Here is a 24,836-nt window from a genome sequence, read left to right as displayed (position 1 = left end):
TCTACGATTGAGACTTAATTTAGCTATGATATTTGTGATAAGAGATATTACTTTTAATCAAATTTAAAGTTTGATAAAATCTAAATAAGTAATTTAAAAAAAGTAAGCCTAGTAGAAAAAAAACAAAAAATAATTCTGTATTTTAAAAAAAAACTTGCATAATTTATTTTTTTATCACAATTTTACAGACATTTTACAGTTTAAATATTGTTTGTATTTAGAAAGTAAATACAAATATAATAATGACTAGTTTTTGACCTATTTGTTTATTACCTCTTAGCTAAAGCAAGGAGACAACAAAGTATAAGTTCTTCATTTATTCAAAGTATATTGGCTATTGTTAGATTAGTTCTGATGGATACCATTAAAATATGGATAGTAAACGTTGAATATTTGTTGATTAAACATAATAATCGTTCTAAATTATTCAATTTAAGCCTATTTTTTTTATAAAATCTTTGGAACATTCCAAATAAATGACTTATTTAGGATATTCAAATTGAAAAATAATAGTTTTTTGATAACCTAATTTATTAGATATGTTATTAAACTCTTATCTATCAATAATTTGACTAACCAACAAACATACAAAGCTAGAATTATATGAAATCTATTGATTATTCAATAATTTTAAATTATTAGTAATTAAGATTATTTACTAGAAATTATAATTAAAAAAATCTTTTTTTATATAAATCTATTTCTGTATATTTAATCCATTGAAATTTTAACTTCTTTTTAATAAATCAACTCTCAACTCTAACAATCGTTTGACTATGGCTCATCAAGAAACAGGACTCCAACGTTTTTATCGTACAGTAATCCCTAAGGCAACCAGTGTAGGTGCTGCCGTTGTAGTATTAGGTGCTTTATTTAAAATTATGCACTGGCCGGGTGCAGGTCCTATGCTTATCGTAGGTCTATTAACAGAATCAGTTATCTTCTTATTTGGTCTTTTTGAGCCAGCAGCTCCTGCAGATCCTCACTATGAGTGGGAACGTGTTTATCCAGGTTTGGTAGATGCAAACGTAAAAGCTGTTGTAGCTAAGAAAGATGATGGAAAAGATGGTGCTGCTTTAGTAGGTCTTGACAAAATGTTAGGAGAAGCGAATCTTTCTGCTGATTCATTCAAGCGTTTCGGACAAGGCATTCAGTCTTTGAATGATACTGCTACTCGTATGAAAAGCATTACAGAAGCTGTAAACTCTACTAATGACTACTCTAACAACTTAAAGCAGGCTTCTAAGTCGCTTACAAGTCTTAATTCTGCATATTCTTCTACTGTATCTGCAATGGGCGAAATGTCTAATGCTGCTAAAGATGCTAAAGAATATCATATCCAAGTACAAGCAATCACTAAAAACCTTGCTGGTTTGAATGCTGTATATGAAATGGAATTGAAAGATGCTAACAGTCACTTGAAAGCAATGAACAAATTCTATAGCAACCTTACTCAAGCTATGGAAAGTATGGCAGATGCAAGCAAAGAATCTCAAGTATTCAAAGAGCAAATGTCTAAATTGACGACTAACATTACTACCCTTAACAAGGTATATGGCAATATGCTTACTGCAATGAAAGGTTAATTTTTAGTTTTGTATAACATTATACAACTGAAAATACATTCATTCATTAAAATTTTAAATATATTATTAACCAAAAACCATAAAAAACTATGGCAGGTGGCGGAAAAGAAACCCCAAGGCAACGGATGATTGGCATGATGTACCTCGTACTGACTGCACTTCTCGCCCTACAGGTTCAAAACGAAGTACTCGAAAAGTTCTATTTTATAGATGCGAGTCTTCAAGATGCAAAAGAAGTTGGGCTTAGTACCAACAGTAAGATCATCACATCAATGAGTGATCAAATCAAAGACTCTGGAAGCAACCCAAGAGATTTGGCTGTTTTGAAAAAAGCTCAAGATATTAAAGATGAATCAGCTAAAATGATTGCTCGTATTCAAGAAATACGTAAAACTATCATTACTGAAATGGGTGATATTGACCCTGAAACAGGAGCATACCCACAAGGTGATAAATATGATGATGTAAATCGTCTTATGCTCGGAACTGGTGAAAGTCAAGATGGTTTTGCATTTAAGTTACAAGATGAGCTAAATGCTTATGTAGCTAAAATTGCAGCAATTGATGACACTTTAGGTCCTCTTTTAAAAGCAAATAATCTAATGCCTTTGGCAAAAGAAAAATCTGAAGAGCCTCGTTACCAAGCAGCTAAGTATGATGGAATGGAATGGGAACATATCAATTTCCAAAACACTCCAATGGTTGCTGCTCTTGCTGTACTTTCTCAATTAGAGAATGATGTAGTAAAAGTAGAAACTAAAGGTGTTGATGCTATGCGTGGTCGTATTGGAGAGTTCCAAATTAAGTTTGATAAAGTATCTGCTATGGCTTCTGCTGAATCAAATGTAGTTGCAGCTGGTACAAAGTACAAAGCTGAAATGTTTATTAGTGCAACCTCTTCTACGTTATCACCAAAAATGGTTGCTAATGGAAGTTCTGTACGTTCTAATGAAAAAGGAGTTGGACTAGTAGAATTTACAGCTTCAGGTGGTACAACAGAAGGTGCGAAGAAAACTTGGCAAGGTTCAATTACTATTAAAAATTCTGCTGGTGAGGATACAACACTATTAGTAAAAAAAGACTATACAGTTGTTTCTCCAGTAATTGAAATTGAATCTGGTACTATCAATTCACTTTACTTGAAGTGTGGTAATGATTTGAAGGTAAAAGTTCCTGCTCTAGGAGTAGAATATAACCCTTCTTTCTCTGCCTCAGGTGGTAGTGTAATGAATGGCTCTGGTGGTAAAGGTAGTATTATTATTGTACCTACTTCTGCTAGTGTAAGTCTTAGTGTTTCTAGTGGAGGTAATCCTATTGGCACTAAGAAATTTAGTGTAAAACTTGTTCCTAAACCTGATATTAGAGCTAGAGGTTTAAATATCAAACAAGGAGGCGCATGTCCTCGTTCTGTTACTATAGATGCTATTCCAGACCAAAGTTTCAAAGACCAATTACCTAAAGATGCTCGTTATCGTGTTTCAGGATTTACAGTTACCCTTGCAAGAGGAAAACGTGTAATTGGTTCTGCAAACTCAAATGGACCTACAGCTAATATTTCTGATTTAGGTTCTAAAGCTAAAGAAGGTGACCGTTTGGTTATTGAAGTAAAATCTGTTCAACGTATGAACTTCCAAAATCAAGTAGAAAATGTAAGTATCGGAACAGAAATTATTACTTATCCTATCAACTAATCTAGTTGTAGATAATTATAAATTCGGTTTATATAAAGAAAAACAGAACATCAAAAATGTTCTGTTTTTTTTATGCTTATTTATTTCCAAATATATTTTGATTAAATTGTATATTATCTTTACTATCATTCAACTACCTAAAAAATAATAAAATGATTCGCTTTACTTTATTCACAATCAGTTTATTGATTTACTTTTCTTGTAACTCATTAGCTCAAAAAAACGTCAATACTATGGAAACAGAAACACTTAAAGATATAAATAATCAAATAAATAATGAGTTAAAGAAAAATACACCTTCGCTCATTGAACTTTATACTTATTTACATCAAAATCCAGAACTATCAGAACAAGAAGAAGAAACATCTAAAAAAATGGGTTCTGAACTCAGAAAATTAGGTTATGAAGTAACAGAAAAATTTGGAGATTATGGAGTAGTAGCTATTCTAAAAAATCCTCCTGCAAATGGAAAAGGAAAAACTATTCTTATTCGTGCTGATATGGATGCACTGCCTGTTGAAGAAAAAACAGGTTTGCCGTATGCAAGTACAATGAAACGAACTGATAAAGATGGAAATGAAGTTTCAGTTATGCATGCTTGTGGACACGATATGCACATGACTGTCTTAGTTGGTGTTGCACAAACAATGGCAAAATTAAAAGATACTTGGAAAGGAACTTTGATTTTGGTAGCACAACCAGCCGAAGAAGTGGGAAGTGGAGCAAAAGCAATGGTAGAGGCAGAACTTTATAAGAAATTTGGAACACCTGATTATGCCTTAGCACTTCATACAAATGCAAATTTGGCTCATGGAACTATAGGGTATTGCAAAAATGCAGCTCTAGCAAATGTAGATATGGTAAATATTACTGTTTTTGGAGAAGGAGGACATGGTGCATATCCACATACTACAAAAGATCCTATTGTTTTGGCTTCTCAAATGATTTTGGGTTTTCAGACGATTGTAAGTAGAGAGACTTCGCCAACTGATGCAGCCGTTGTTACAGTGGGTTCTTTTCATGCAGGTACAAAGCATAATATTATTTCAGACCGTGCAGAACTTCAACTTACTCTCCGTTCTTATACAGATGAAGTTAGAAATAATACATTAGAATCTATCAAAAGAATGGCAAAGGGATATGCTATGGCAGCAGGAGTAGAAAAAATGCCTATCATAGAAATTGATGGAAATCCAACACCTGCAACACTCAACAACCCTGAGCTTACAGAAAAAGTAGCTAACTCTGCTAAAAAAATTATAGGAGTTGAGAATGTAGTAGAAGTAGAGCCCGTTATGGGAGGAGAAGATTTTAGTCGTTTTGGTCGTACTGCTGAGAATGTTCCGATAAGTTTGTTTTGGTTGGGAGTAGTAGCGCCTGAAAAAATAGCAGAAAGCAAAAAAACAGGAAAACCTTTACCTTCTTTGCATTCTCCTTTTTATGCTCCTGTTCCTAAACCATCTATACAAACAGGTGTAAAAGTAATGGTACAATCAGCATTAGATTTATTTGGGGAAGAATAAAAATCTATCTCTATTAAAAATTTATTCATTTATACTACCTTTATTTAATTTTACGTTAAACACTATCTTTTAGATGGTGTTTATTTTTTTGTACTCTTTTCTAATTTTCAAACCTTTCCCTTTTTATTATTTATGCTCCTTCAAAATTTAGGTAGAATACCAGTTGGCGATTCAGGTCCTATTTATCAAGAAACTATTTTAGGTCGTTTACCCGTCGAACCCTTTAATACAGCTAGTAATCTTTTATTTCTTTTTATAATTGTCTATTGGACAATCAAGATTTATTCAGATCTTAGAAAATACCGTTTTCTTGTCTATGTTTTGATTACTTTATTTATTGGGTATGTAGGAGGAACTATTTATCATGCAACACGTAGTCATGAAATTTGGCTTATAATGGACTGGTTGCCTATTTTTATTTTGAGTGTAAGTGGAGTTGTTTATTTTTTTAGAAGATTAGGAGTTCATTGGCTTATTATGGTTGTACTTGTACTTTTTCCTTTTGTGCTAATGTTTACTTTAAAATCAATGGATTCTATTCCTCGTTCGCTGCGTAATTTGATAGAATACACTTCTTTAGCTCTTGTAATTCTTATTCCTATTTTCTCTTACCTAAGAAAAACAAAATGGCTTTTTATGAATAGAATTTTGACAGGATTATTACTTTTCTGTATAGCTATTTTCTTTCGTACAATAGATGATACCCAAATTTCAAACGAATATTTTCCAATGGGAACACATTTCCTATGGCATACTTTCGGAGCTTTAGCTGTTCATGCCATAATTAGTTATTTATATTTAGTAAAAAAAATACATACTAATTTTATTTAAACTAGTGAGTATTTTTCCTCAAAATCTTAAATCAAAATGTTGTTTGGGTTGGTCTTTCATCAAAAAAACTAATCCTAATTGAAATAAATCTATCGAAATAGTTACTTTTTCATTGTTTATAATTTCTTTCCATGCCTTTTCCATACCTTCTGACCAATGAATATCATCTAAAATAATAATTGTATCATTATGACACTTTTCTAAAATTTGATTAAAATAATCAAGAGTAGGCTCATAACGATGATTTGCATCTAAAAACACAAAATCTAATGAAGGACAAGAAACAAGGTTTTTTGGAAGTGTCTTATCAATATTTCCTACTATAATTTCGATATTATCTTGTTCTAATTCTTCAAAATTCTCTTTTGCTTTTTCCGCTATTTGTGGACAACCTTCAAATGTAATAATTTGAGCTTCTGAAGGAGCAGCCAAAGCCATAAAAAGTGTAGAAATTCCTAAAGAAGTTCCTAATTCTAAAATAGTTTTTGGCTTAAAATAATCGACTAATCTAAACAATAGTTGTCCTTTTTTAGAAGTAGTAGCAGAATAAAGAGCAATTTTTGAAATACTTTTTTTAGTGGAATTATTATTTATTTTTGGAGAAATGGTATGTTTTGAGCCAGCCCCAAAATCGGTAACTTCTAATTCTGTACGATCAGAAATAAGTTCTTGACGTAGGCTTTCTAATTCTGAAAAAGCATAATACTCTTTTTTGGTTTGTATAGCTAAGGTGTATAATTCATAAACAAAAGACGAATGAACAGCCTGCTGATTACCCGCCTTTAAATAGAAATAAACATAATTTAGGGCATAGAATAGCATAGTTTGTTGTTCAAAAGTGAAGAGAAAATATGGACAGCATAGAAAACAAGAAAAAACTCCAATAAAAAATTATATTGGAGTTTTATTAAATTTAGATATATAATTTGAAATAGCAATCTAAGAAAGGTTTATAAGAAATCTAAATTAAAATAAGCCAAAATTGATTTTTTAATTGTAATTACACAATAAATTAATTTGTAAGACTTACCATAATTCTGATTAATTTACATGAATATTCACAGGAATATTCCCTCTTGTAGCTTTTGAATATGGACAAATTTGATGTGCAGCTTCTGTTAGTGCTTGTACTTCTGATATTTCCATATCTGAAATATGTACAAAAATATCCACAGCAAGACTGAAAGCTTCGCCTTCTTTTCCGATAGTTGCATGTACAGTTACTTCTGGAGGAGAAGCCAATTTTATTTTTTTACTTGCTGCTACTGCGCCTAATGCACCACCAAAACAAGCTGCATAACCTGCTGCAAATAATTGTTCTGGATTGGTATGTTTGCCTGTTTCGTCACCACCCATTCCTTTTGGTAGGCGTACATCAAGGTCAATTGCTCCATCAGAAGATTTTACGTGTCCACTTCTACCACTTACTCCCATTACCTTTGCTGTATAAAGTGGTGTAAATTTTGTATTTTTTTCCATATATTTTAAATAGTAAGATAAGCTAATTCTAAATCAATAGTTGACTAAGTGTGTTTTGTGTATGCAAATTGCATAAAAAACTCAACAAAATCAAATTATTTTTACACCTTCATTTCATAAAATTAACATCTATTTGTTACTTTTGGCACTCATTTGGACTTATAGAAGTTGAAGACCAATAAGAACAAAATTTTGTAAATCTAAAAATTTCTATCTAGAAATAAGGCTTAACAAAAAATTAACCTCTAAAAAAGGATATTTATCTTGAAAAATCAAATTAAAATTATGTATAAATTGTTTACTAATCTAAAAACATAGATATTTGTGATTTGTAAATTTCAGGAATTTTAAAAAACTATTAAATAAAGCTAATCATTATCAACTTTATTAAGTTTTTGAAGTTTATTAAAAACAAACTAACGCCCCTTTAACATAACAAATAAAAAAGTATAGTTTTGTTTAAAGCTATATTGACTATTTCAAAACATATTAATTTAATTGGTTGATAAATTTTAACCAAATAAATCACTAATCCAAAACATAAAAATTATGAAGAAGATACAATTCAATTTAAAAACTATTTTGCTTTTCCTGGCTCTTTTCGCCTTTTTAGCTCCTTCATCGTATGCACAAGATGATGATGACAAAGTAAGTCAGAACGAACCTAATTGGCCAAGTGGAAGAAATAAAGGCATTGCAAAAGAACAATATGCCTTGCTGATAGATGCTGTAAATAATGAGCAATTTGAAGAAGCTATTGAACCTCTCAATTGGATTTTGGAAAATGCTCCTAATTTGCACGCTGATGTATATGTAAAAGCAGTAAAGCTCTATGCTGGTCTTGCAAAAAAAGCAGGAGAAGATGGACGTGATAGCGAAATGAAAGTAAATCAGGACAAAATTGCTGAAATGTATCAAATGCGTATCAAAAATGGCTTGGCTGAAGATATGAACGATATTTATCGTCGTTTTGGACGTGATGCATATTTCTATTGGAAAGATGATGCTTCTAAAACAGATACACTTTATGCTCACTACAAAAAAACGTATGAGATGGATAAAGATAATTTTCCTCGTGCGCAAGTAATTTATTACGCAGATGCAGCAGGAAAAGTATACGAAAAAGAAGGAATGACTTTGGAAGAAATGACTACTATTTATGAAGACCTCAAAAAATATGTATCTAGTCGTATCGCTAAAGAAGAAACTGCAGAAGAAAAAGACAAATGGAAAACATTTGTATTAGATAAAATTGATGAGTTAGAACTTATCTATTTTCCTAAAGATTGTAACCGTATTGCAGATTTGTTTGGAGAGAAATTAAAAGCAAGTCCAAATGATACACTTCTTATCAATAGAGTTGTAAAATTGATGGCTGATAATGGTTGTACAAAAGAACCTTTATTCTTAGAAGCGATGCAAGCATTCTACAAACTTACTCCTACAAATGCTATTGCAAATACTATCGGACAACTTCACATGCAAAACGGTGATACAGATAAAGCTCTTACTTGGATTGAAAAATCATTAGTAGGTGCAAGTGCAGAAGAAAAAGAAAAAGCTGCAAATACAGTTTTGACACTTTCTAAAGTAGCTTATAAAGATGGAAATTATACAAAAGCTCGTTCTTTATCGTATAAGGCTGCCGAAATGGGTAATGCAACTGTAGCTGCAAATGCTTATACTTTTATTGGCGATTTGTATATGAGTACTTACAAGCAATGTATGCAAGGAGATGATATTGTACAAAAACGTGCTGTCTTTTTAGCTGCTTATGATATGTATGCAAGAGGTGGAGATGCTACTAAAATGGCTTCTGCAAAAGGACAGTTTCCGACTAAAGAAGATGTATTTTCTAATGATAAATATAAAGTAGGTGATTCTATTTCAGTAGGTTGTTGGATAGGTGTAACTACTACAATACGTACTAGAGATTAAGATAATTAGTTTTTAAAACTAAGATTTCATCAAAACAAAAATTCCTTATTTCTATTTTTAGAGATAAGGAATTTTTTTGTAGCTTATGTCTCGTCCTAACATAGTGTTACACAACCAATTTTATTATGGAACGTACCTATGTAAAACGTACACAGAAAGACTATACCATGCAGTTCAAACTTCAAGTAGTTAAGGAAATAGAACAAGGTCTTTTTACAATAACTCAAGCACAACGGAATTATGGTATTCAATGTCGTCATACTGTTGTGAACTGGTTAAAAAAATACGGTAATTTTGATCATTCTTATAAAGTAATTCGTCCTATGAAAACAGCAGAACAACGTTTAATGGAACAAGAGCAGGAAATTCGTCTTCTTAAAAAACAAAATGCCACTCTACAAGAAGAATTATCTACCTTAGATAAGAAAGCCATTTTGTTTGACATGATGATTGACTTAGCCGAAAAAGAATATAAAATTTCTATACGAAAAAACTCCAACCCCAAGTAGTTAGTTCATTTAGTGAACAGCCTGCAACCAGTATTGAAAAGACCTGTAAATTGCTTGGGATATCTAGACGGGTATATTATTATTCTTTATTTCGGACAGATAAATACAAAGAATTAGCTCAAAAAGTAGTTGATTTAGTCAAAGAAGTTAGACATCGAATGCCACGAGTGGGTACTCGTAAACTTTACCACATTTTAAAAATTCCTTTAAAGGCTTTAAAAGTGGGACGAGATAAACTATTTCGTATTTTGGAAGCTAATCATCTTCTTATTTTACCTAAACGGAGGTATCATGTTACTACAGACTCCTTTCATCGTTTCAAAAAGCATAAAAATTTAATTGCAAACTTGAAGGTAGATGGAGCAGAACAAGTTTGGGTAAGTGATATTACCTATATTGGAACACGAGAAAATCCGATGTATTTGGCATTGGTTACTGATGCGTATTCAAAGAAAATAGTTGGTTTTGATGTTTCTAATAGCTTAGAGACTGTTGGTTGTTCAAATGCTTTAAAAATGGCATTGAAAAACAGAAATTATCCGTTACGAGAATTGATTCATCATTCAGATAGAGGTGTCCAATATTGTAGTGATGAATATCAGACGATTTTAACTAAAAATCGTATTCGTTGTAGTATGACAGAATGTTATGACCCTTACGAAAATGCAGTAGCAGAACGTGTCAATGGTATTCTCAAACAAGAGTTTTTACTAGAAACTCAACAATCGTATTTGACTTGGATGAAACAATTAGTACAACAAAGTGTACAAATATATAATCAAGAAAGACCTCATTTTTCTTTATATATGCAAACACCAGAGCAAACACATCAAAAGGAAAATATTGAAATAAGAACCTATAAAAAAGAAAAATCAGACAATCTTAAGACTGCCTGATATATATTTAATCTATCTAAAAAACTGTAACACTATTTCAGGACTAGACATTACGTTACGCTTTAGTGTGAGAAAAAATGTACTTTAATTTGTAAATCTAAACAAGCCATTGTTTGTGTCCTCACAAACAAAATTCATAATCCCAAAAAAATGAAACAAATACACAAAGAAGCTATCTATCAAAATGGAGATAAAAAACGTTTTGAATGGAATGTAGAAGGAAAAACTGCATTTATTGAATATATTTTGAATAATCAAGACGAAATTTTCTTGACACATACAGAAGTTCCTCAAGAATTAGAAGGAAAAGGAATTGGCTCAAAACTCGTTAAAGCAGTTTTAGATTATATAAAAGAAGAAAACTGGACAGTTTATCCAACTTGTCCATTTGTAGGTTCTTATATCAAAAAAAATGAAGAATATCAAAGTCTAGTAAAAAAAGGACTGAGATATTAACTTTTAGAACTATGATAGAAAACAGTTTCTTTCTTATGGTCTAACTCATAAATATATGAATAATTTATTGTTTCTGTTTTGGTGGCAATAAGTTCGTTAGCTATTGAGAGAATTGTGTTTGCACATTCTGTTAAGTCTTGCCAAACAGATATAGAAGCACATTCTGACCAATAATAAGTTGTATAAGAATATTCGTTTCCTAAGGTAAATATAAAAGTATGTCCATCTCTTCCAACTTGTCTATTTAGCTGTAAATCAATGGGAATACTGAGTTTTTGCAACTGTGAAAATAAAGGTTGAAGTAATTGTATTTCATTTTGACCTGTTTGTCTATTCAAGAGAAGGTCTATTTCTTTATTTTCTTTTTTATTTGTCAGTGTATTAAGAACATTTCTATTATCTTCTATTGGTAAAGTTATTCGCTCCCAATTAAAATCCATTTTATTCCAATAAAAAGCAATACAAATGTCACTAGAAAATGGATATTGACAAATAAGTTTTACATAAAAAGAATATTTATGGATTTCTCTTTCTGAAAGAGTATGTTCTAAGGCTTTTTGTAAAACCTGATTATAACTAGAACGACTGTAATGAAGCATATTTATTTTTTGGTTATTATATTCCAAAAAACCACCTCCATCAAAGAAATGATAAAGGTGGTTTAATTGTTTTTGAAAGAATAAGTTATTAATAATCAATCATTAAACGACTTATCTAATTCTAAATTTGTATTTATCCATTACTGACTCCTCTTTGTAAGTAAGGTCAAAATAATAGTCTCCGTCTTCAAGATTTTTATCTACAAAAATTTGTGCTTGTGTACGTCCGTTTTCTAAGACTGGAATTGGTCTTTTTACTACTTTATAAGGTTTTCCATTTCTGTAAAGAGTCAAATAAACAATGCGTTCTTGTGCATTTCCTTCAAAAAGACCTTCTCCTACTTCGAATTCTAAGTGTACTTCTTTTCCAATTTTACCTTTGTGTTTTCCTGTTTCATCAAGAATAACACGTCTGTTTTGGAAATCATATTGAGCTGTAAAGTTATAGGCTTTACGAGTAAGTCCTTTTAAGCGTTCGATTTCTTCTTTTTGGCGTTGGATAAGTTCTTCACTTTGAGTGAGTAACTCTCTAAGTTTGGTACGGTCTTCTCCAATTTGCTCAAGTTGTGCAAGTGAAGTCTGTTGTTCACTCAAAATTTTATCTAATTTTGCTTTCTCAGCTTTGTATTTTGCAACTTCGGAAGCAGAAAGTTTATATTTCTTAGTCATATTTGCCAACTGACCTTTATAAGACTGAATTTGCTTTAAGAGTGCTTCAATACGTTCACGATTTTTCTTTAATTCTTCTTTGAGTTGAGAAATTTCACCAATTGCATATTCATCTTTCCCAGAATAAACTTGTCCTAAACGTTCAGAATAGTCTAATTTTTTCTGTTGTAATTCACTCATTCTTTCTAATGCTTTATCAGCATCTTCGCTAATGACTGCTTTTTCGTTCTTGATATCATTTCTAGTACGTAACAATACTTGACGCAACGAATCTGCATTTTGATAAGGGATAAGCTCATTGTCAATGTTTCTAATTTCGTTTGAATAGGCTTGTTCTAGTCTATTAAAATCTTTGTATAAAGCTTCTAATGTCTCTCTACTAGAATTACGAAAGGCATTTGTTGCCCAAATTGCGCCCACCACTAAGACCAACGAAAGTATAATTACTACTGCAATAAAAGTTTTGCCTTCACGGGTGTTATATCTGCTCATAAATTTCGAATTTTGGATATGATAAAGTAGCTTTTCTTTTTTAGAGTAAAAAAAACTAAAAAATGGGTTAATTATAAAACTAGATAAAAATTGAAGTAAAATAGGTAAAATTCAAATAATATCAAATTTATTATTTTAATCTCTAATTTAGTAAGGCAATATACAACTATATCATCTGTATTGCCAAAAAATAGTTTTGAAAAGCGAAGAAGTTGAATAAATATAACTTCAAACAGACCTGATTTATTAAATCAAACAGTGAGTTTATCGAATAAATAATACCAGTAACAATTATTTTTAGTTATTTTAAACAGTTTTCGTTAAATTGCTTCGTTGTATAACTAACACAAAATAGCCTATAATACTCTTTTATCTGTAATTATTAACTAAGTTGCTTATTACTACGCAGAAAAAAAAAATAGCTTTACCTTTATTTTTCTTCATCAATCTAATTTCAATTAGTATTTTTGGAGGCTTTTCTGTTTATGCCCAACAAAATACCTCAAATTCAGATTTTAAAACAGCTATTATTCAACAAGGACAAAATGATTTGAGGTTAGAAGGAAATAGCATTGGCATTTTTGAAGACACAAACCATAGTAAAACATTTGCTCAAATTTCAGAAGAGCATTTTTTGTCTAATTTCAAACCTTCTCAGGGATACAATCCTAACTTTGGTTTTAGTGAGTCTGCTTTTTGGATACGTGTAGAATTAGAAAATCAAAACGAGGAACAAAATGAATTTTTAGTAGAAATAGCTGCGCCTCTTTTAGATTCAATTACCTTTTTTTATAAAGAAGAAGGAACGTATGACAGTATAATTACAGGAGATGCTTTTGAGTTTTGGCAACGTCCTGTTGAAAATCGCTATTTTTTATTTCCTTTTCAACTCAAACCCACTGAAAAGCAAGTTTTTTATTTCAGAATTGCTTCTACGGCAAGTTTAATGCAATTTCCTATACGTGTTTGGAAACCATTGACTTTTGAACAATACAATCATCAATTTCAATTCATCTTTGGAATTATTTATGGAATAATTATTTTTATTCTTATTAATAATCTCTTTTTATATTTCAATTTAGGTAAAGGAAATAGCTATTTATATTATGTAATTGCCATGGCTTGTTCTCTCTTGGTTATCGCAAATCTAAATGGTCATGCCTATGAATATTTATGGGGAAATTTTCCCCTTTTGCAGCAAAAAGCCTTACCTATGTGTCTCACATTTTTAGATTTTTGGCTCGTTTTATTTTGTAGAAGATTTTTGAATACTCGTACTTTCTTAGAAAAATTTGATAAAGCACTTCGCATTTTTGGATTTGTACAACTTGCTTTTTTTATTCTGACGATTTTCTTACCTTATGAATATGCGATGTATCTATCCAATCTTTCGGCTGCTGCAACAGCTATGGTACTTCTGATAACAGGAACAAGTGCTATTTTGAGAGGAAATACTTCAGCTTGGTTTTTTATAAGTGGTTTTTCTGTTTATATTTTGGGTTATGTTATTTTTGCTTTAAAGACAAGCTCTTTGCTTCCTCTAAATTCTTTTACAGAATACAGTGTACAAGTAGGTGCAGCTCTTCAAGTAATTTTGCTTTCTTTTGCCATAGGAGTAAGAATAAGAGAAATTAGAAATGAGAAAAATGAGGCACAACGTTCCATGATGGAAACACAAATGCAAGCCAATGAACAGTTAGAATCAAAAGTAGAAGAACGTACCTCTGAACTCAATGAAAAAGCTGAGGCTTTAGAAAACTCGTATAGAACGGTTTCTATTCTATCTTCTATTGGACAAGAAATTACTGCTTCATTGGACTACGAAGCTATTTTTGCAGTTCTTTATCGCTATGTACATGAACTTATGGACTCTGCTTTCTTTGGAGTAGATTTGTATTATCCTGATAAAGAACAAATTGTTTATGTATACAACATAGAAAATGAAGTTTTGCTTCCTGAAGAAAAAATTGATGCAAATAATCCGAACAATCTGTCAGCTTATGTTGTCAGAAAAAAGGAAAATTTATTTATCAATGATGCAGAAAATGAGATAAAAAAATATTTACCTAATGTAGAAATTGTAGTAGGAGAAGCTCCAAAATCTGTTATTGCCATTCCTTTATTGTTAGGAGAACGTGTTTTGGGGGTTGTTTCAGTACAGAGTTTTGAAAAAAATGCTTATACAAGTCAGCACCTTGAGATTATGAAAACGCTTGCTTCTTATACAGCCATTGCGTTAGATAATGCTTCTTCTTATTCTAAAATTAGGAATGCAAATACAAAGACGATGCAAAGTATTCGTTACGCACAACGCATACAGGAAGGACTTTTGCCAAGACCTAGAATTCTGACAGAAAATTTTGATCAGGCAAGTGTTTTTTATCGTCCTAGAGATATTGTAAGTGGAGATTTTTATTGGTTCGAAACTCTTTTAAAGAAAGATTTTGATGATGAATTACATCAAAATATGCCAAATAAACTCAAAATGATTGCCCTTGCAGATTGTACAGGACATGGAGTTCCAGGTGCATTGATGACCATTATGGGAGTAAATCTATTGAATCAAATTATTGCAGAAGGAGGAACATGGCAACCTGATGAGATTTTGACAAAACTAGATGAGCGTGTTCGTCATACATTCCATTTAGAAGAAATGCACACCCCTAAAAGCCGTCGAAATGATGGAATGGATATCGGTATCTGTGCTATTGACGAAGAAGAACGAGTAATTTATTATGCAGGAGCAAAAATGCCTTTATACATTGTCAGAAATCAAAAAATTGAAACTATAAAAGGTAGTTCATTTGCTATTGGAGGCTCATTTGTGTCAAAGAAAAAAGAAAAAGAATACAAAATAAATATTTTCAGATACGAAAAAGGAGATAATTTATTTTTAGCTTCTGATGGCTTTCAAGACCAATTTGGAGCAGATAGTAAAATGGATAGTAACACAATAGAAAGAAAGTACTACACTCGTTTCTTTAGACAATTTTTGGAAGAAATAAGCATTCTTTCTACTGCTGAACAGTATTCAGCCTTTAGTAAAGAACTTATCAGATGGAAAAAAACAAGAAAACAAACTGATGATATTTTGATAATGAGTGTGAAGTTATAAACTACTTTTTATCAATAACTGATATTACGCAGTTAAAACGAAACCCATAACTTTAGTTATGGAAAAAAACATGCTGTTTTCTAACTATTCTGTCCCTGCTTTTTTCCCACGATTAAAATCGTGGGTTTCGTCTATGTATGCAAATTTTTATCCTTGCGTAACATCAGTCAATACGGAATTTCTCTATCGTGTGGGTCTTTTTGTGGATATTTCAATCTTGCTTCTAATTGTGCTTCAATTTCTGGAGTCAGAATATGCTCTAATGCTTCGGCTGCCTCGTGTACATGGTCAGGGGCAAGACGTACAAACTCAGTCAAATACAATTCCCAAAGGCGATGAAGTTTGACTAACCTTTTTGCTTTTATATTTCCTTTTTCGGTGAGTTGCCAACCATTTTGAGTTTTTTCAATAAATTGTTTTCGTGTTAGCTTTTGCAATGAATTTTTGAGAAGTACAGGTTTAAAATGACGTTGAAGTCCAATATCTTCTAAAGATGAAATTGATTTTGTAGTATCCTTTTCTGAAACATGATAAATAGCTTTCAGAATATTCTCTTCCAAAATCTGTTTTTTATATAAATATTGTCGTCGTCGTCGTGCTACAATTCCCTTATTTGGCGCAAAGAAAAAAGAAACCATGGCAATAGCAGAAGCTACCAAAACAATCCAAGGACCTGTTGGCATTTGTGTTTGAATATAAGAAACAAAAGCTCCTCCAATAGCTGCCAAAGCTCCAAAACTAGCAGCAATAAAGAGCATATAATGAAGTTTGTCTGTCCAAAAACGAGCAGCAGCAGCAGGTGTAACAAGCATAGCAGCCATCAGAACCACTCCCACCGACTGAATACCCACCACAACAGCCAAAACGGTAAGAGTTGTAAGTAGAATCTCAATGGCGACAATAGGAAGCCCAATTGTTTGAGCAAAACTTTTATGAAAAATAACTATAATAAACTCCTTATAAAAAAGTGCTACCAAAAGCAGCATAAGTGCAGCCAACCCTCCAAAAATCCATACATCAGTTCCTACAAGTGCAGCAGCTTTACCAAACAAAAAACTTTCTAAACCAGACTGTGATGCATTTCCAGATTGTTGAATATAAGTAAGCAACATCACACCAAAACCAAAAAAGACAGATAAAATAAGTGCTACAGCTGTATCTTCTTTGAGTTTGCTATAACGTGTAATCAAATTCATACAAACAATAGAAAGCCAACCTGAAACAAATGCTCCCAAAATCAAAAAAAGTGGATTCTTTGTTCCTGCCATCAGAAAAGCACCACAAACTCCAGGTAAAACTGAATGTGCCACAGCATCTCCAACTAAAGCTCGTTTTTGTAGAAAAGTAAAACAACCCACAATGGCCGAACTTGCTCCCAAAAGAATCGAACCCAAGACAACATAACGAGTATTGGGTTCAGTCAATAACAAAAAATCAATTATTTTATCCATAGATACAAAGTTAGGAATATCTAACATTAATGTTAGATATTTGATTAGAGAAACAAACATTATTTTGAAAAAAACAACTTATCCCAAATTATAAGTATCATTTCTAGCTCAAATTTTGTACTTTAGTATATAAGATATTCATACCTGTTCAATTCCTACTTATTTTCTATGTTATTCAAAATAGTTGTTCTGTTTTTATTTCAATTTTTATTTTCTTGTTTACTTTCATTCTCTTTTGCCCAAATTTCTACTAAAACTTCTGCTTGTGATAAAAGTTTTATATTAGAAAATCCTCCTTATGGTGTTGATTCAGAAACCCATAATTCTACTTCACAAATTAATCTGCATTGCATTGATAATTTGCAGAAACCTAGAGTTATTGATAGTTTGGAGATATTATATGGAAAAAATAAAGAAATTCCAGAAAAATATAAACTTGCTATACTAATCGCTCTATCTTATTATCCTGAACTCATAGAAACACCTATTACTTTCAAAGAATGTGCTATCAAGACTACTCTTAATGCACGCCCTACCATCAGTTCTCTATGTTTGAAAAATAAATCTAAGAGAAGTTATGTAGTTCGAATAAATAACAGCCAAAAAGAAGGAATGATAACGATTGATGAAGTTCCTTTTAATGCCAGTATTGGTATTTTTGCACACGAATTTAGTCATTTTGTAGATTATCAAAATCGTACTTTTGGAGGTGTTTTGCAGCGTCTTTGGGCATATACAAGCAAAAGAAGAAAAGCCATTTATGAAAAAGAAATTGACAGCATGACTGTTGCAAGAGGTTTAAAATGGCAAATGTATGACTGGTCATATTATGCAATCTTTCAATCAAATGCCTCTGACTCGTATAAATTATTCAAAAAAAACACGTATTTGAAGCCCACAGAAATACTAGAACAACTTGAAAAAGGCATACAGACTGAAAAATAAATGTGTACTTTTGATTTTGTATAATAACTTTTTCTGTTACATAAAGTTAGAATGTTTTTAACCTATACTTTTTAATCTATTATGGAACAAGACAAAAATCACGAAGAAACTATGGAAAGCATCTCAATCAAACCTCAAGAATTGGTTTTTATATACGATAAAGACCAAAAAAACTACGAAGAAAGGCGTACTGAAGCAATGGGAATTGCTGAGTTTGTACGTGAAATGGAACTCAAAAATATTACACCAACTATGTGGGAAACTCTTTTAGGTTGGCTAAACGTAGAACCCAAAGCACTCTTTGATGAAAATCATGAAGACTATAATGATAAAATCAAAGATAAAGATTATGACCCAAATGATTGGCTGACTATTTTGGTTAATGATTATAAGATGATAAAATTTCCTATTGCTGCTATCAATAAGAAAGCTGTTTTATGTCAGCAACGCAATGAAATTACAGCTCTTTATTCAAACCGACCTGCTAACGAGAAAATGAAGTAAATAAGTCTAAAAATTTATTTTTTTGAAAGTTTGTATACATTTTATGCAAACTTTTTTTGTATCAAAATATTTAATGCCTAAAGTATTTTAAATAAAATTTAAATTATGAAAAAGCTAAAACAACTTTCAGAAAGAGATACAAACCGAGTAATCGAAATGGCGTGGGAAGACAGAACTCCTTTTGATGCTATCCTTTCACAGTTCAATCTAACAGAAAAAGAAACAATTACGCTCATGCGTAGAGAAATGAAACCTTCATCTTTTAGAATGTGGAGAAAAAGAGTGCAAGGAAGAAGCACCAAACACAAAATGAAGGCAGCCAATGATTTGAAGCGTTTCAAATGTAGCCTTCAAAAAACCATTTCACTCAATAAAATTAGCAAAAGATAAATAAAAACAGGGTTAAAACCTGTTCAATTTATAAATCAGAATAGTTTTTACCTTTGTTTGGTATTTTAGCGCAGCGACACTAACAAAATTATTTTGGCTCACTAAATTTAGGATTTGTAATAAAATCTTCATCAGTCAGCATTTCCAAAAAAGCTATAATATCTTTCTTTTCTTGTTCTGTCAGAAATAAATTTACTTCTCCATTTGGGTCATTAATAAATTCATTACTTGCTGCTGTAATAAGAGAAGAAAGTGTTTGACTTTTTTTGATTCCATTGTCGTAATGTTCAATGACTTCTTCTAATGTTTGAAATCTACCATCGTGCATATAAGGAGCAGTAAGTGCAATATTTCGAAGAGATGGTGTTCTAAATTTTCCTTTATCAAAACTATTTTGTGTAACAGCAAATAAACCCTCTTTCAAATTTGCATCATCATCTAAGCCGTTGTTGTGCAAACCTTCAAAGCCTAATGTACTTCCTGAAGTAAGTGAACCCAAATGACAATCGCCACAATTTCCACCCCGAATTCCTCGTTCTGCATCTGGGTGTGTAAAAAACAACTGAATACCTCTAAGTTCTTGTTCTGTTGGTTGATACTCTCCTCTCAAATATTTATCATAGTTTGAATTTTTACTAATTAATGTTCTTTCAAACTGTGCTAAGGCTTTTGTGATTTTCTGTGGTGTAATCTCGTTTGTACCAAAGGCTTTTTCAAAAAGAGCTGGATATTCATTTGTCTCTGATAGAATTTGAGCCGTAATTTCTGCATCCTGATTCATCTCTTTATGATTTTCCATAGGTAAAATAGCTTGTTCTTCTAAGGTTTTAGATTTTCCATCCCAAGTCAAACGGCTATTCCAAGTCAGATTTACTAATGACATGGCACTAACTGGCATTTGTTCATTATTTACACCAATGCTTTTTGCTTTTCCATCTGTAAAAGCTAATTCTTGTTTATGACAAGTTCCACAAGAAACTGTACCATCAGAAGACAAACGTTTATCATAGAATAGTTTTCTGCCTAATTCTACCCCTTCATACGTCGTTATATTGTCTGTTGATAGATTTGTATCTCCAAAATAAAGAAGTTCAGAAGTTGGATAGTTTCCTGTTAACTTTTCTTCAGGTTTTGGATTTTCTTTTTCTGAGCAAGAGAAAAAAGAGAAAATCAAGAGCAAATTAAATATTTTTTTCATTGTAATTGATAGCTAGTTTCTTACTGAAACGTTTCTTTATTCGCTCTTGTTTTTTAATATTCTGCTAAATTTATATAATATTTTACTCCAAATCTGAATCATTAATTTCAAATAAATAAACTCCTGCATCTTGATTTTTGTCGATAAAATAATCCCAAAAACTTCTATTTAGAAACTCTTTTTGTACAAATGAAGTATCAAAATATCTAGTTCTTGTTGAATCTTCATCTAAGTAAAAACTTCTTATTGTAGCTATTTTTAAATTATCAAAAACATCAATCTGACTTTGATAATTATCTGGTGCAGTAGCTGAGTTTTCTCCTGTTACCGTATAAATACTTCTTGGTAATTTGGTAGGAAGTAAACGAAAACGACGAAGTGTGTCAGGAAACTGGCTTTTGAATGTGCTATTTTTTTCTATATAGTTAATCCACAACGTATCACTACTATTATTTTGTAGTTTGAATTGATGTGTATAAAATTTATCACAAGAAGAGAAAGAAAATAACAGAAATAATAAAAGAGCTATTTTTTTCATAATTTAGAAGTTTGAAATAGAAATAGTGTAAATTGGTGGTGGTGGGGACACCAACAAGGGCAAGAACTATCTGACACTTTAAAGTGTACTAAGAGTTTATAAAATTAATTAGCAATTGATGATTGATCATTAGTAACTGGTTTGCGTCCCCACAAATATAATCCGATTGCAGCACTAATTCCACCCACCACAATAACCATTACAGTTTGTGCTGTGTGTCCTAGAAAAGCAAAATCTAAAGCTGTAGTTTCATTAATTCCATAAGCTACAAGTGTTTGTTGGACAAAAAAGTGAAAAGAGCCAATTCCACCTGGTATAGGAATAACCATTCCCACACCAGCCATAACCATAGCTGTAAATCCAGCCATAACTGTTAGGTTTGATGTTTCTTCAATGGAAAAGAAAAGTACATAAATCATAAGATGATAACATACCCAAATTATGATTGTATGTAAAATATAGAAAACCTGTTGTTTTCTATTGAGCTTAGTTATAGAGGAGATTCCCTGCCAAAGCCCTCCTAAGAATCCTTGTATCTTAATTATAAAGGCATTTTTACGTATTTGTTCTCTATATAAATAAATAAATCCTAGTGCTACAATACCTGACAAAATAAAAACCCAAAGCAGCCAAATATTATCATAAAATTTTTGTTCGTATATACCAAAATCAGCATATTTATCTAAAAATCCTTTTATAATATCCCATTCTACGAAAAAAGTAAATGTTGTAATTGAAACCAAAATTACAAAGTCTAAAGCACGCTCTCCAATCACAGAGCCAAAAGAAGCTTCGACTGGAACATTATCTGTTCGTTTTAAAAATGCACACCGAGCTACTTCTCCAGCACGAGGAAATGCAATATTCATCACATAACCCACCATAACAGAAACAAATGCTTTTCTTTTTTGCACCTTGTAACCTAAAGGGCGTAATGCAATCGTCCAACGCACACCTCTACTCCAATGCGACAAACAACCAAGTGCCATCGATAAGAGTATAATTCTATAATCTGCTTTTGATAAATCTTCAAGCATTTTGCCTGTATCCACATTGCGATACAAAAAGTAAAAAAATACAATTCCGATAAGTAGTGAGATACTGAATTGTAGTGTTTTTTTTAAAGTAGGATTCATAAAAAATAAAATAATTGTGGTTTTTCTAAACAGAATCTGAATAGAAAGAAGTCTGTTTTAGTGAGTTTTTATTTAAAACAGTTCGGAAATAAGTTGTATTTTTGAACTGTTTCTATTTAGTGTATGATGAATATATAATGAATATTTTTTTTAAGTTTTGGTTTTGCTGTTTTTTTCTATATCCCTATCTAGCATTAGCTTCTCTTTGGGATAATGAAACAAGTCAATTAAATGCAGTTCCTTACCAAACTGTTATGCAGGTTTTGGTGGGCAATCATTTAAAACATTCACAAAATTACCATTTTTGGCGAATATCTATGTATGAAGATGCTTGGAATAAAAATCCAGATTCTTTGATGCTCTATGATGCAATGGCTGTTTCGTATCACTTGACAGGCAGAACAAATGATGCCATTCGCTTAATGATTGCAAAGGAACGAAAAAAAGCAGGAGAATATAGCACATATTCAAATTTAGCCACTTTTTATATTGCTGATAGAGAACTTTATAAAGCTCGCTTTTATGCTCAAAAGTTACTCAATAAACATAGTCCTCTTGCCTTGAGAGATAAATATCAAGTTTATTGGATAGATTATCTAATTGAATGTGCAGCAAGAAAAGGAGCTACCAAAAAACTAAGGCGCAAAATTACTTTGCCCGTACAGGGCGACTTTACGGTTGATGATTTGGCAGACAGCCGACAAATGTATGAAATTCCTAACTTTTATTCTTTCTTAGCTCAAAAATTTAGGTCTAAAAAAGATAGAAATAAAAAAAGCATTCTACTTACAGGAAAACAAACTGATGAAGCTATTTTTGCGATGTTACAACTTCTTCGTTTTTCACATTCTGAGAATATAATTTTGATAGAAGCTATTGGAGATTTACTATTAGGAAAAACAGTCTTACCAACTTTAGAAGAAGGGCAAGTAACATATAAAAAAGAGCAATTAGAAAATCAAAAAGCAGCAGCACAAGTGGCAGCTTTTGCTTATCTGAGAGCAGCTCAACTTATTTCTAAATACTCTCCTAAAGCCGAAAAATCATATACTTTTTTGGCTAGTTCAGCTTTACTACATCATCAAAACTATCTTAAAAAAGAAGAGCGATACAATACTGAAGATATTTTAGTTTTTTTAGCTCAGAAAATAAAAGAAAGAGACAGCTATTTAAATCCAATTTTCAAACAAGAAAAAAAATGGATAGAAGAAGGTTTGCAATTAGATGAACAATTTGAAATTAACTATTTACCTGAATTAGAAAATTATACTGATTCTACTTTCTTTATCCAAACAGATACAACAGCTTCACAACTTCTTTATATTCTCAATGATAAAATCCCTGACTACTTGGTTGTTGATTCATTACAAAAGGCTGCTTATTTAGCGACTTTCATAAAAGAAGAAGATATTCCTAAAGGGAAAAATAATCGAATTATTGTAAGTAAAATTGATTCTCAAACCTCTATTACAGTAGGACTAACAGCTCTTATTTCTCTTTCTTTAGCCATTATTTTGTTTGTGAGATTTAGGAAGTAATAAGCTAGTTCTGCTTATTCAAATAAAGACCGAATTGCCTTTGCTTTCAATAAACATTCTTCCCATTCACTTTTTGGGTCGGAATCAAATGTAATTGCACCTCCTACTTGAAAAGAAGCATATTTTGAAAGTACATCATAAAAAAGAGTTCGGATTACTACATTAAAATCAAAATTGCCATCGGGAGAAATATAACCTATTGAACCCGAATACAAACCACGTTTTGTTTTTTCGTATTTTTCTATCAACTCTGTTGCTTTTATCTTTGGCGCACCTGTCATACTTCCCATCGGAAAAGCATTTTTTATGGCTTCTGACCAGTTTTTGTCTTTATGTAAAGTAGCTTCTACTGTAGAAATCATTTGATGAACCTGCTGAAAAGTATAAATCCCAAACATTTCGCTTACGTGTGTAGAACCTATTTCTGAACTTCTTGCCAAATCATTTCTAACCAAATCTACAATCATCATATTTTCGGCTCTTTCTTTTTCACTTGTTCTTAGATAATTTTTATTTTCTTCATCTTCTGCTTCTGTCTTCCCTCTTCTTACTGTTCCTTTTATGGGTTGGGAAATAAGTTTAGTTCCTGTTTTCTTTAAAAATCGTTCTGGAGAAGCACAGAGTGCATATTTTTCATTTCCATTTACGGTAATTTTCAAAAAAGAAGAAAAAGGCATTTTTGAGATTTTACATAATTCTTGGTAGGCTTCTAAAGGATTTAATTCTAATTTTTTAATAAAAAATTCTATACATAAATTGAGTTCATATACATCACCTTCAATGATATGATTTTTGATTATTTCAACAGTTTGTAAATATTCTTCTTCTGTAAAACGACAGTTTATTTTAGGTTTCAACTTTGAATTATAAATTAATTTTGATTCTAATTTTATTTCTTCTATTTCTATAATTAGTTGTGATAGAATTTCATTCTCAAAATTATTTTCTTGTTTTGTTTTATCAATTAGTAAATTTCCTTTTGTATCAAAAAATAAAAGATATTTAGGTTCGAAAAAATAAAATTCTGGAAAGCCTAAATTATCAAGATTATTACTTGAAAGATTTTCCAATTCATTTTTTAAATCATAATTAAAATAGCCAAAAATATACGGATTCTTTATTTGACTCTGACTATTCCAAAAATTATAGAGTTTATCAAAACTTGTTTTTCCTTCTGTTTTATTACTATTTTCACTAGAAATTTGTCTTTTTTCTCCTACTGCCAAAACATGCAAAAAAGGCTCATGAGAATAAGGTATCTCATTCGGATTGAGATAAATAAAGGTTTTGAAAGCCTGCGCCCATTGTAGGGATTTTTTTAGGAAAGTTGGCATTTTGTACAAACTATTATT

22 protein-coding genes are annotated in these 24,836 nt (G+C 31.4%); 13 read left to right on the top strand and 9 right to left on the bottom strand.

Going from position 1 to position 24,836, the window contains the following annotated elements; translation table 11 throughout:
- The first annotated feature begins 776 nt into the window (after window positions 1-776).
- The 4 genes from gldL to V9L05_RS10680 all read left to right on the top strand — a co-directional run bounded on the left by gldL (window position 777) and on the right by V9L05_RS10680 (window position 5,631).
- On the top strand, window positions 777-1,586 hold the full coding sequence (gldL, locus tag V9L05_RS10695) for a gliding motility protein GldL (RefSeq protein WP_338793253.1): 810 nt from the start codon (window positions 777-779) through the stop codon (window positions 1,584-1,586).
- An 89-nt stretch (window positions 1,587-1,675) separates the two neighbouring features.
- Window positions 1,676-3,277 (top strand): gliding motility protein GldM, encoded by a 1,602-nt coding sequence (gene gldM, locus V9L05_RS10690; protein WP_338811885.1) that lies wholly within the window; start codon window positions 1,676-1,678, stop codon window positions 3,275-3,277.
- A 233-nt stretch (window positions 3,278-3,510) separates the two neighbouring features.
- The gene (locus V9L05_RS10685) at window positions 3,511-4,800 is read left to right on the top strand and encodes an amidohydrolase (protein WP_338811884.1); all 1,290 of its coding nucleotides are present in this window, start codon (window positions 3,511-3,513) and stop codon (window positions 4,798-4,800) included.
- A gap of 132 nt (window positions 4,801-4,932) precedes the next feature.
- Window positions 4,933-5,631: a hypothetical protein gene (locus V9L05_RS10680; protein ID WP_338811883.1), complete on the top strand. Its 699-nt coding sequence runs from the start codon at window positions 4,933-4,935 to the stop codon at window positions 5,629-5,631.
- Between the two features lie 18 nt (window positions 5,632-5,649).
- Here the strand turns inward: V9L05_RS10680 and V9L05_RS10675 are convergent, their stop codons facing one another.
- A complete protein-coding gene (locus tag V9L05_RS10675; RefSeq protein WP_338811882.1) occupies window positions 5,650-6,453 on the bottom strand; it encodes a class I SAM-dependent methyltransferase in 804 nt (267 codons plus the stop codon).
- Between the two features lie 219 nt (window positions 6,454-6,672).
- Window positions 6,673-7,110, bottom strand: coding sequence for an organic hydroperoxide resistance protein (locus tag V9L05_RS10670; protein ID WP_338793258.1), 438 nt, complete (start codon window positions 7,108-7,110; stop codon window positions 6,673-6,675).
- 549 nt (window positions 7,111-7,659) lie between these two features.
- Here V9L05_RS10670 and V9L05_RS10665 point away from each other — a divergent pair.
- From V9L05_RS10665 to V9L05_RS10650, 4 genes are all read left to right on the top strand, one after another.
- Window positions 7,660-9,048 carry a tetratricopeptide repeat protein gene (locus V9L05_RS10665; protein WP_338811881.1) on the top strand — a complete coding sequence of 463 codons (1,389 nt, stop codon included), beginning with the start codon at window positions 7,660-7,662 and terminating at the stop codon, window positions 9,046-9,048.
- Window positions 9,049-9,173: 125 nt separating this feature from the next.
- Complete coding sequence (locus tag V9L05_RS10660; protein WP_338811880.1) at window positions 9,174-9,557, top strand: transposase; 384 nt, start codon at window positions 9,174-9,176, stop codon at window positions 9,555-9,557.
- Window positions 9,558-9,607: 50 nt separating this feature from the next.
- Complete coding sequence (locus V9L05_RS10655) at window positions 9,608-10,453, top strand: IS3 family transposase (protein WP_338811879.1); 846 nt, start codon at window positions 9,608-9,610, stop codon at window positions 10,451-10,453.
- A 150-nt stretch (window positions 10,454-10,603) separates the two neighbouring features.
- Window positions 10,604-10,909: a GNAT family N-acetyltransferase gene (locus V9L05_RS10650; RefSeq protein ID WP_338811878.1), complete on the top strand. Its 306-nt coding sequence runs from the start codon at window positions 10,604-10,606 to the stop codon at window positions 10,907-10,909.
- Here the strand turns inward: V9L05_RS10650 and V9L05_RS10645 are convergent.
- Both V9L05_RS10645 and V9L05_RS10640 read right to left on the bottom strand, forming a co-directional pair.
- Entirely contained in the window at window positions 10,906-11,508 is a 603-nt protein-coding gene (locus V9L05_RS10645; RefSeq protein ID WP_338811877.1) for a hypothetical protein, read from the bottom strand. The two genes, V9L05_RS10650 and V9L05_RS10645, sit on opposite strands and share 4 nt — an antisense overlap.
- A 111-nt stretch (window positions 11,509-11,619) precedes the next feature.
- Complete coding sequence (locus V9L05_RS10640; protein WP_338811876.1) at window positions 11,620-12,669, bottom strand: hypothetical protein; 1,050 nt, start codon at window positions 12,667-12,669, stop codon at window positions 11,620-11,622.
- A 391-nt stretch (window positions 12,670-13,060) separates the two neighbouring features.
- Here V9L05_RS10640 and V9L05_RS10635 point away from each other — a divergent pair, with 391 nt between their 5' ends.
- Entirely contained in the window at window positions 13,061-15,784 is a 2,724-nt protein-coding gene (locus V9L05_RS10635; RefSeq protein WP_338811874.1) for a 7TM diverse intracellular signaling domain-containing protein, read from the top strand.
- A 167-nt stretch (window positions 15,785-15,951) separates the two neighbouring features.
- Here the strand turns inward: V9L05_RS10635 and V9L05_RS10630 are convergent, their stop codons facing one another.
- Window positions 15,952-17,262 (bottom strand): metal ABC transporter permease, encoded by a 1,311-nt coding sequence (locus V9L05_RS10630; protein WP_338811872.1) that lies wholly within the window; start codon window positions 17,260-17,262, stop codon window positions 15,952-15,954.
- Between the two features lie 141 nt (window positions 17,263-17,403).
- Here V9L05_RS10630 and V9L05_RS10625 point away from each other — a divergent pair, with 141 nt between their 5' ends.
- The 3 genes from V9L05_RS10625 to V9L05_RS10615 all read left to right on the top strand — a co-directional run bounded on the left by V9L05_RS10625 (window position 17,404) and on the right by V9L05_RS10615 (window position 19,074).
- The gene (locus V9L05_RS10625) at window positions 17,404-18,180 is read left to right on the top strand and encodes a hypothetical protein (RefSeq protein ID WP_338811871.1); all 777 of its coding nucleotides are present in this window, start codon (window positions 17,404-17,406) and stop codon (window positions 18,178-18,180) included.
- Window positions 18,181-18,261: 81 nt separating this feature from the next.
- On the top strand, window positions 18,262-18,684 hold the full coding sequence (locus V9L05_RS10620) for a hypothetical protein (RefSeq protein WP_338811870.1): 423 nt from the start codon (window positions 18,262-18,264) through the stop codon (window positions 18,682-18,684).
- A 105-nt stretch (window positions 18,685-18,789) separates the two neighbouring features.
- On the top strand, window positions 18,790-19,074 hold the full coding sequence (locus V9L05_RS10615; protein WP_338811869.1) for a TIGR03643 family protein: 285 nt from the start codon (window positions 18,790-18,792) through the stop codon (window positions 19,072-19,074).
- 88 nt (window positions 19,075-19,162) lie between these two features.
- Here the strand turns inward: V9L05_RS10615 and V9L05_RS10610 are convergent, their stop codons facing one another.
- From V9L05_RS10610 to V9L05_RS10600, 3 genes are all read right to left on the bottom strand, one after another.
- Window positions 19,163-20,272 (bottom strand): cytochrome c peroxidase, encoded by a 1,110-nt coding sequence (locus tag V9L05_RS10610; protein ID WP_338811868.1) that lies wholly within the window; start codon window positions 20,270-20,272, stop codon window positions 19,163-19,165.
- 82 nt (window positions 20,273-20,354) lie between these two features.
- Window positions 20,355-20,810: a hypothetical protein gene (locus V9L05_RS10605; protein ID WP_338793268.1), complete on the bottom strand. Its 456-nt coding sequence runs from the start codon at window positions 20,808-20,810 to the stop codon at window positions 20,355-20,357.
- A gap of 104 nt (window positions 20,811-20,914) precedes the next feature.
- Window positions 20,915-21,946, bottom strand: a complete 1,032-nt coding sequence (locus V9L05_RS10600) for a lysylphosphatidylglycerol synthase transmembrane domain-containing protein (protein WP_338793269.1) — start codon at window positions 21,944-21,946, stop codon at window positions 20,915-20,917.
- A gap of 137 nt (window positions 21,947-22,083) precedes the next feature.
- Here V9L05_RS10600 and V9L05_RS10595 point away from each other — a divergent pair, with 137 nt between their 5' ends.
- Window positions 22,084-23,484 carry a hypothetical protein gene (locus V9L05_RS10595; protein WP_338811867.1) on the top strand — a complete coding sequence of 467 codons (1,401 nt, stop codon included), beginning with the start codon at window positions 22,084-22,086 and terminating at the stop codon, window positions 23,482-23,484.
- A 14-nt stretch (window positions 23,485-23,498) separates the two neighbouring features.
- On the opposite strand, the gene V9L05_RS10590 is transcribed toward V9L05_RS10595, so the two are convergent.
- The gene (locus tag V9L05_RS10590; RefSeq protein ID WP_338811866.1) at window positions 23,499-24,818 is read right to left on the bottom strand and encodes an anthranilate synthase component I family protein; all 1,320 of its coding nucleotides are present in this window, start codon (window positions 24,816-24,818) and stop codon (window positions 23,499-23,501) included.
- Window positions 24,819-24,836: the final 18 nt, after the last annotated feature.

Source organism: Bernardetia sp. Wsw4-3y2, assembly GCF_037126295.1.
Classification (GTDB): Bacteria; Bacteroidota; Bacteroidia; order Cytophagales; family Bernardetiaceae; genus Bernardetia.
Note: the sequence above shows the minus strand (reverse complement) of the source record. Positions and strands in the feature narration are given on the sequence as shown.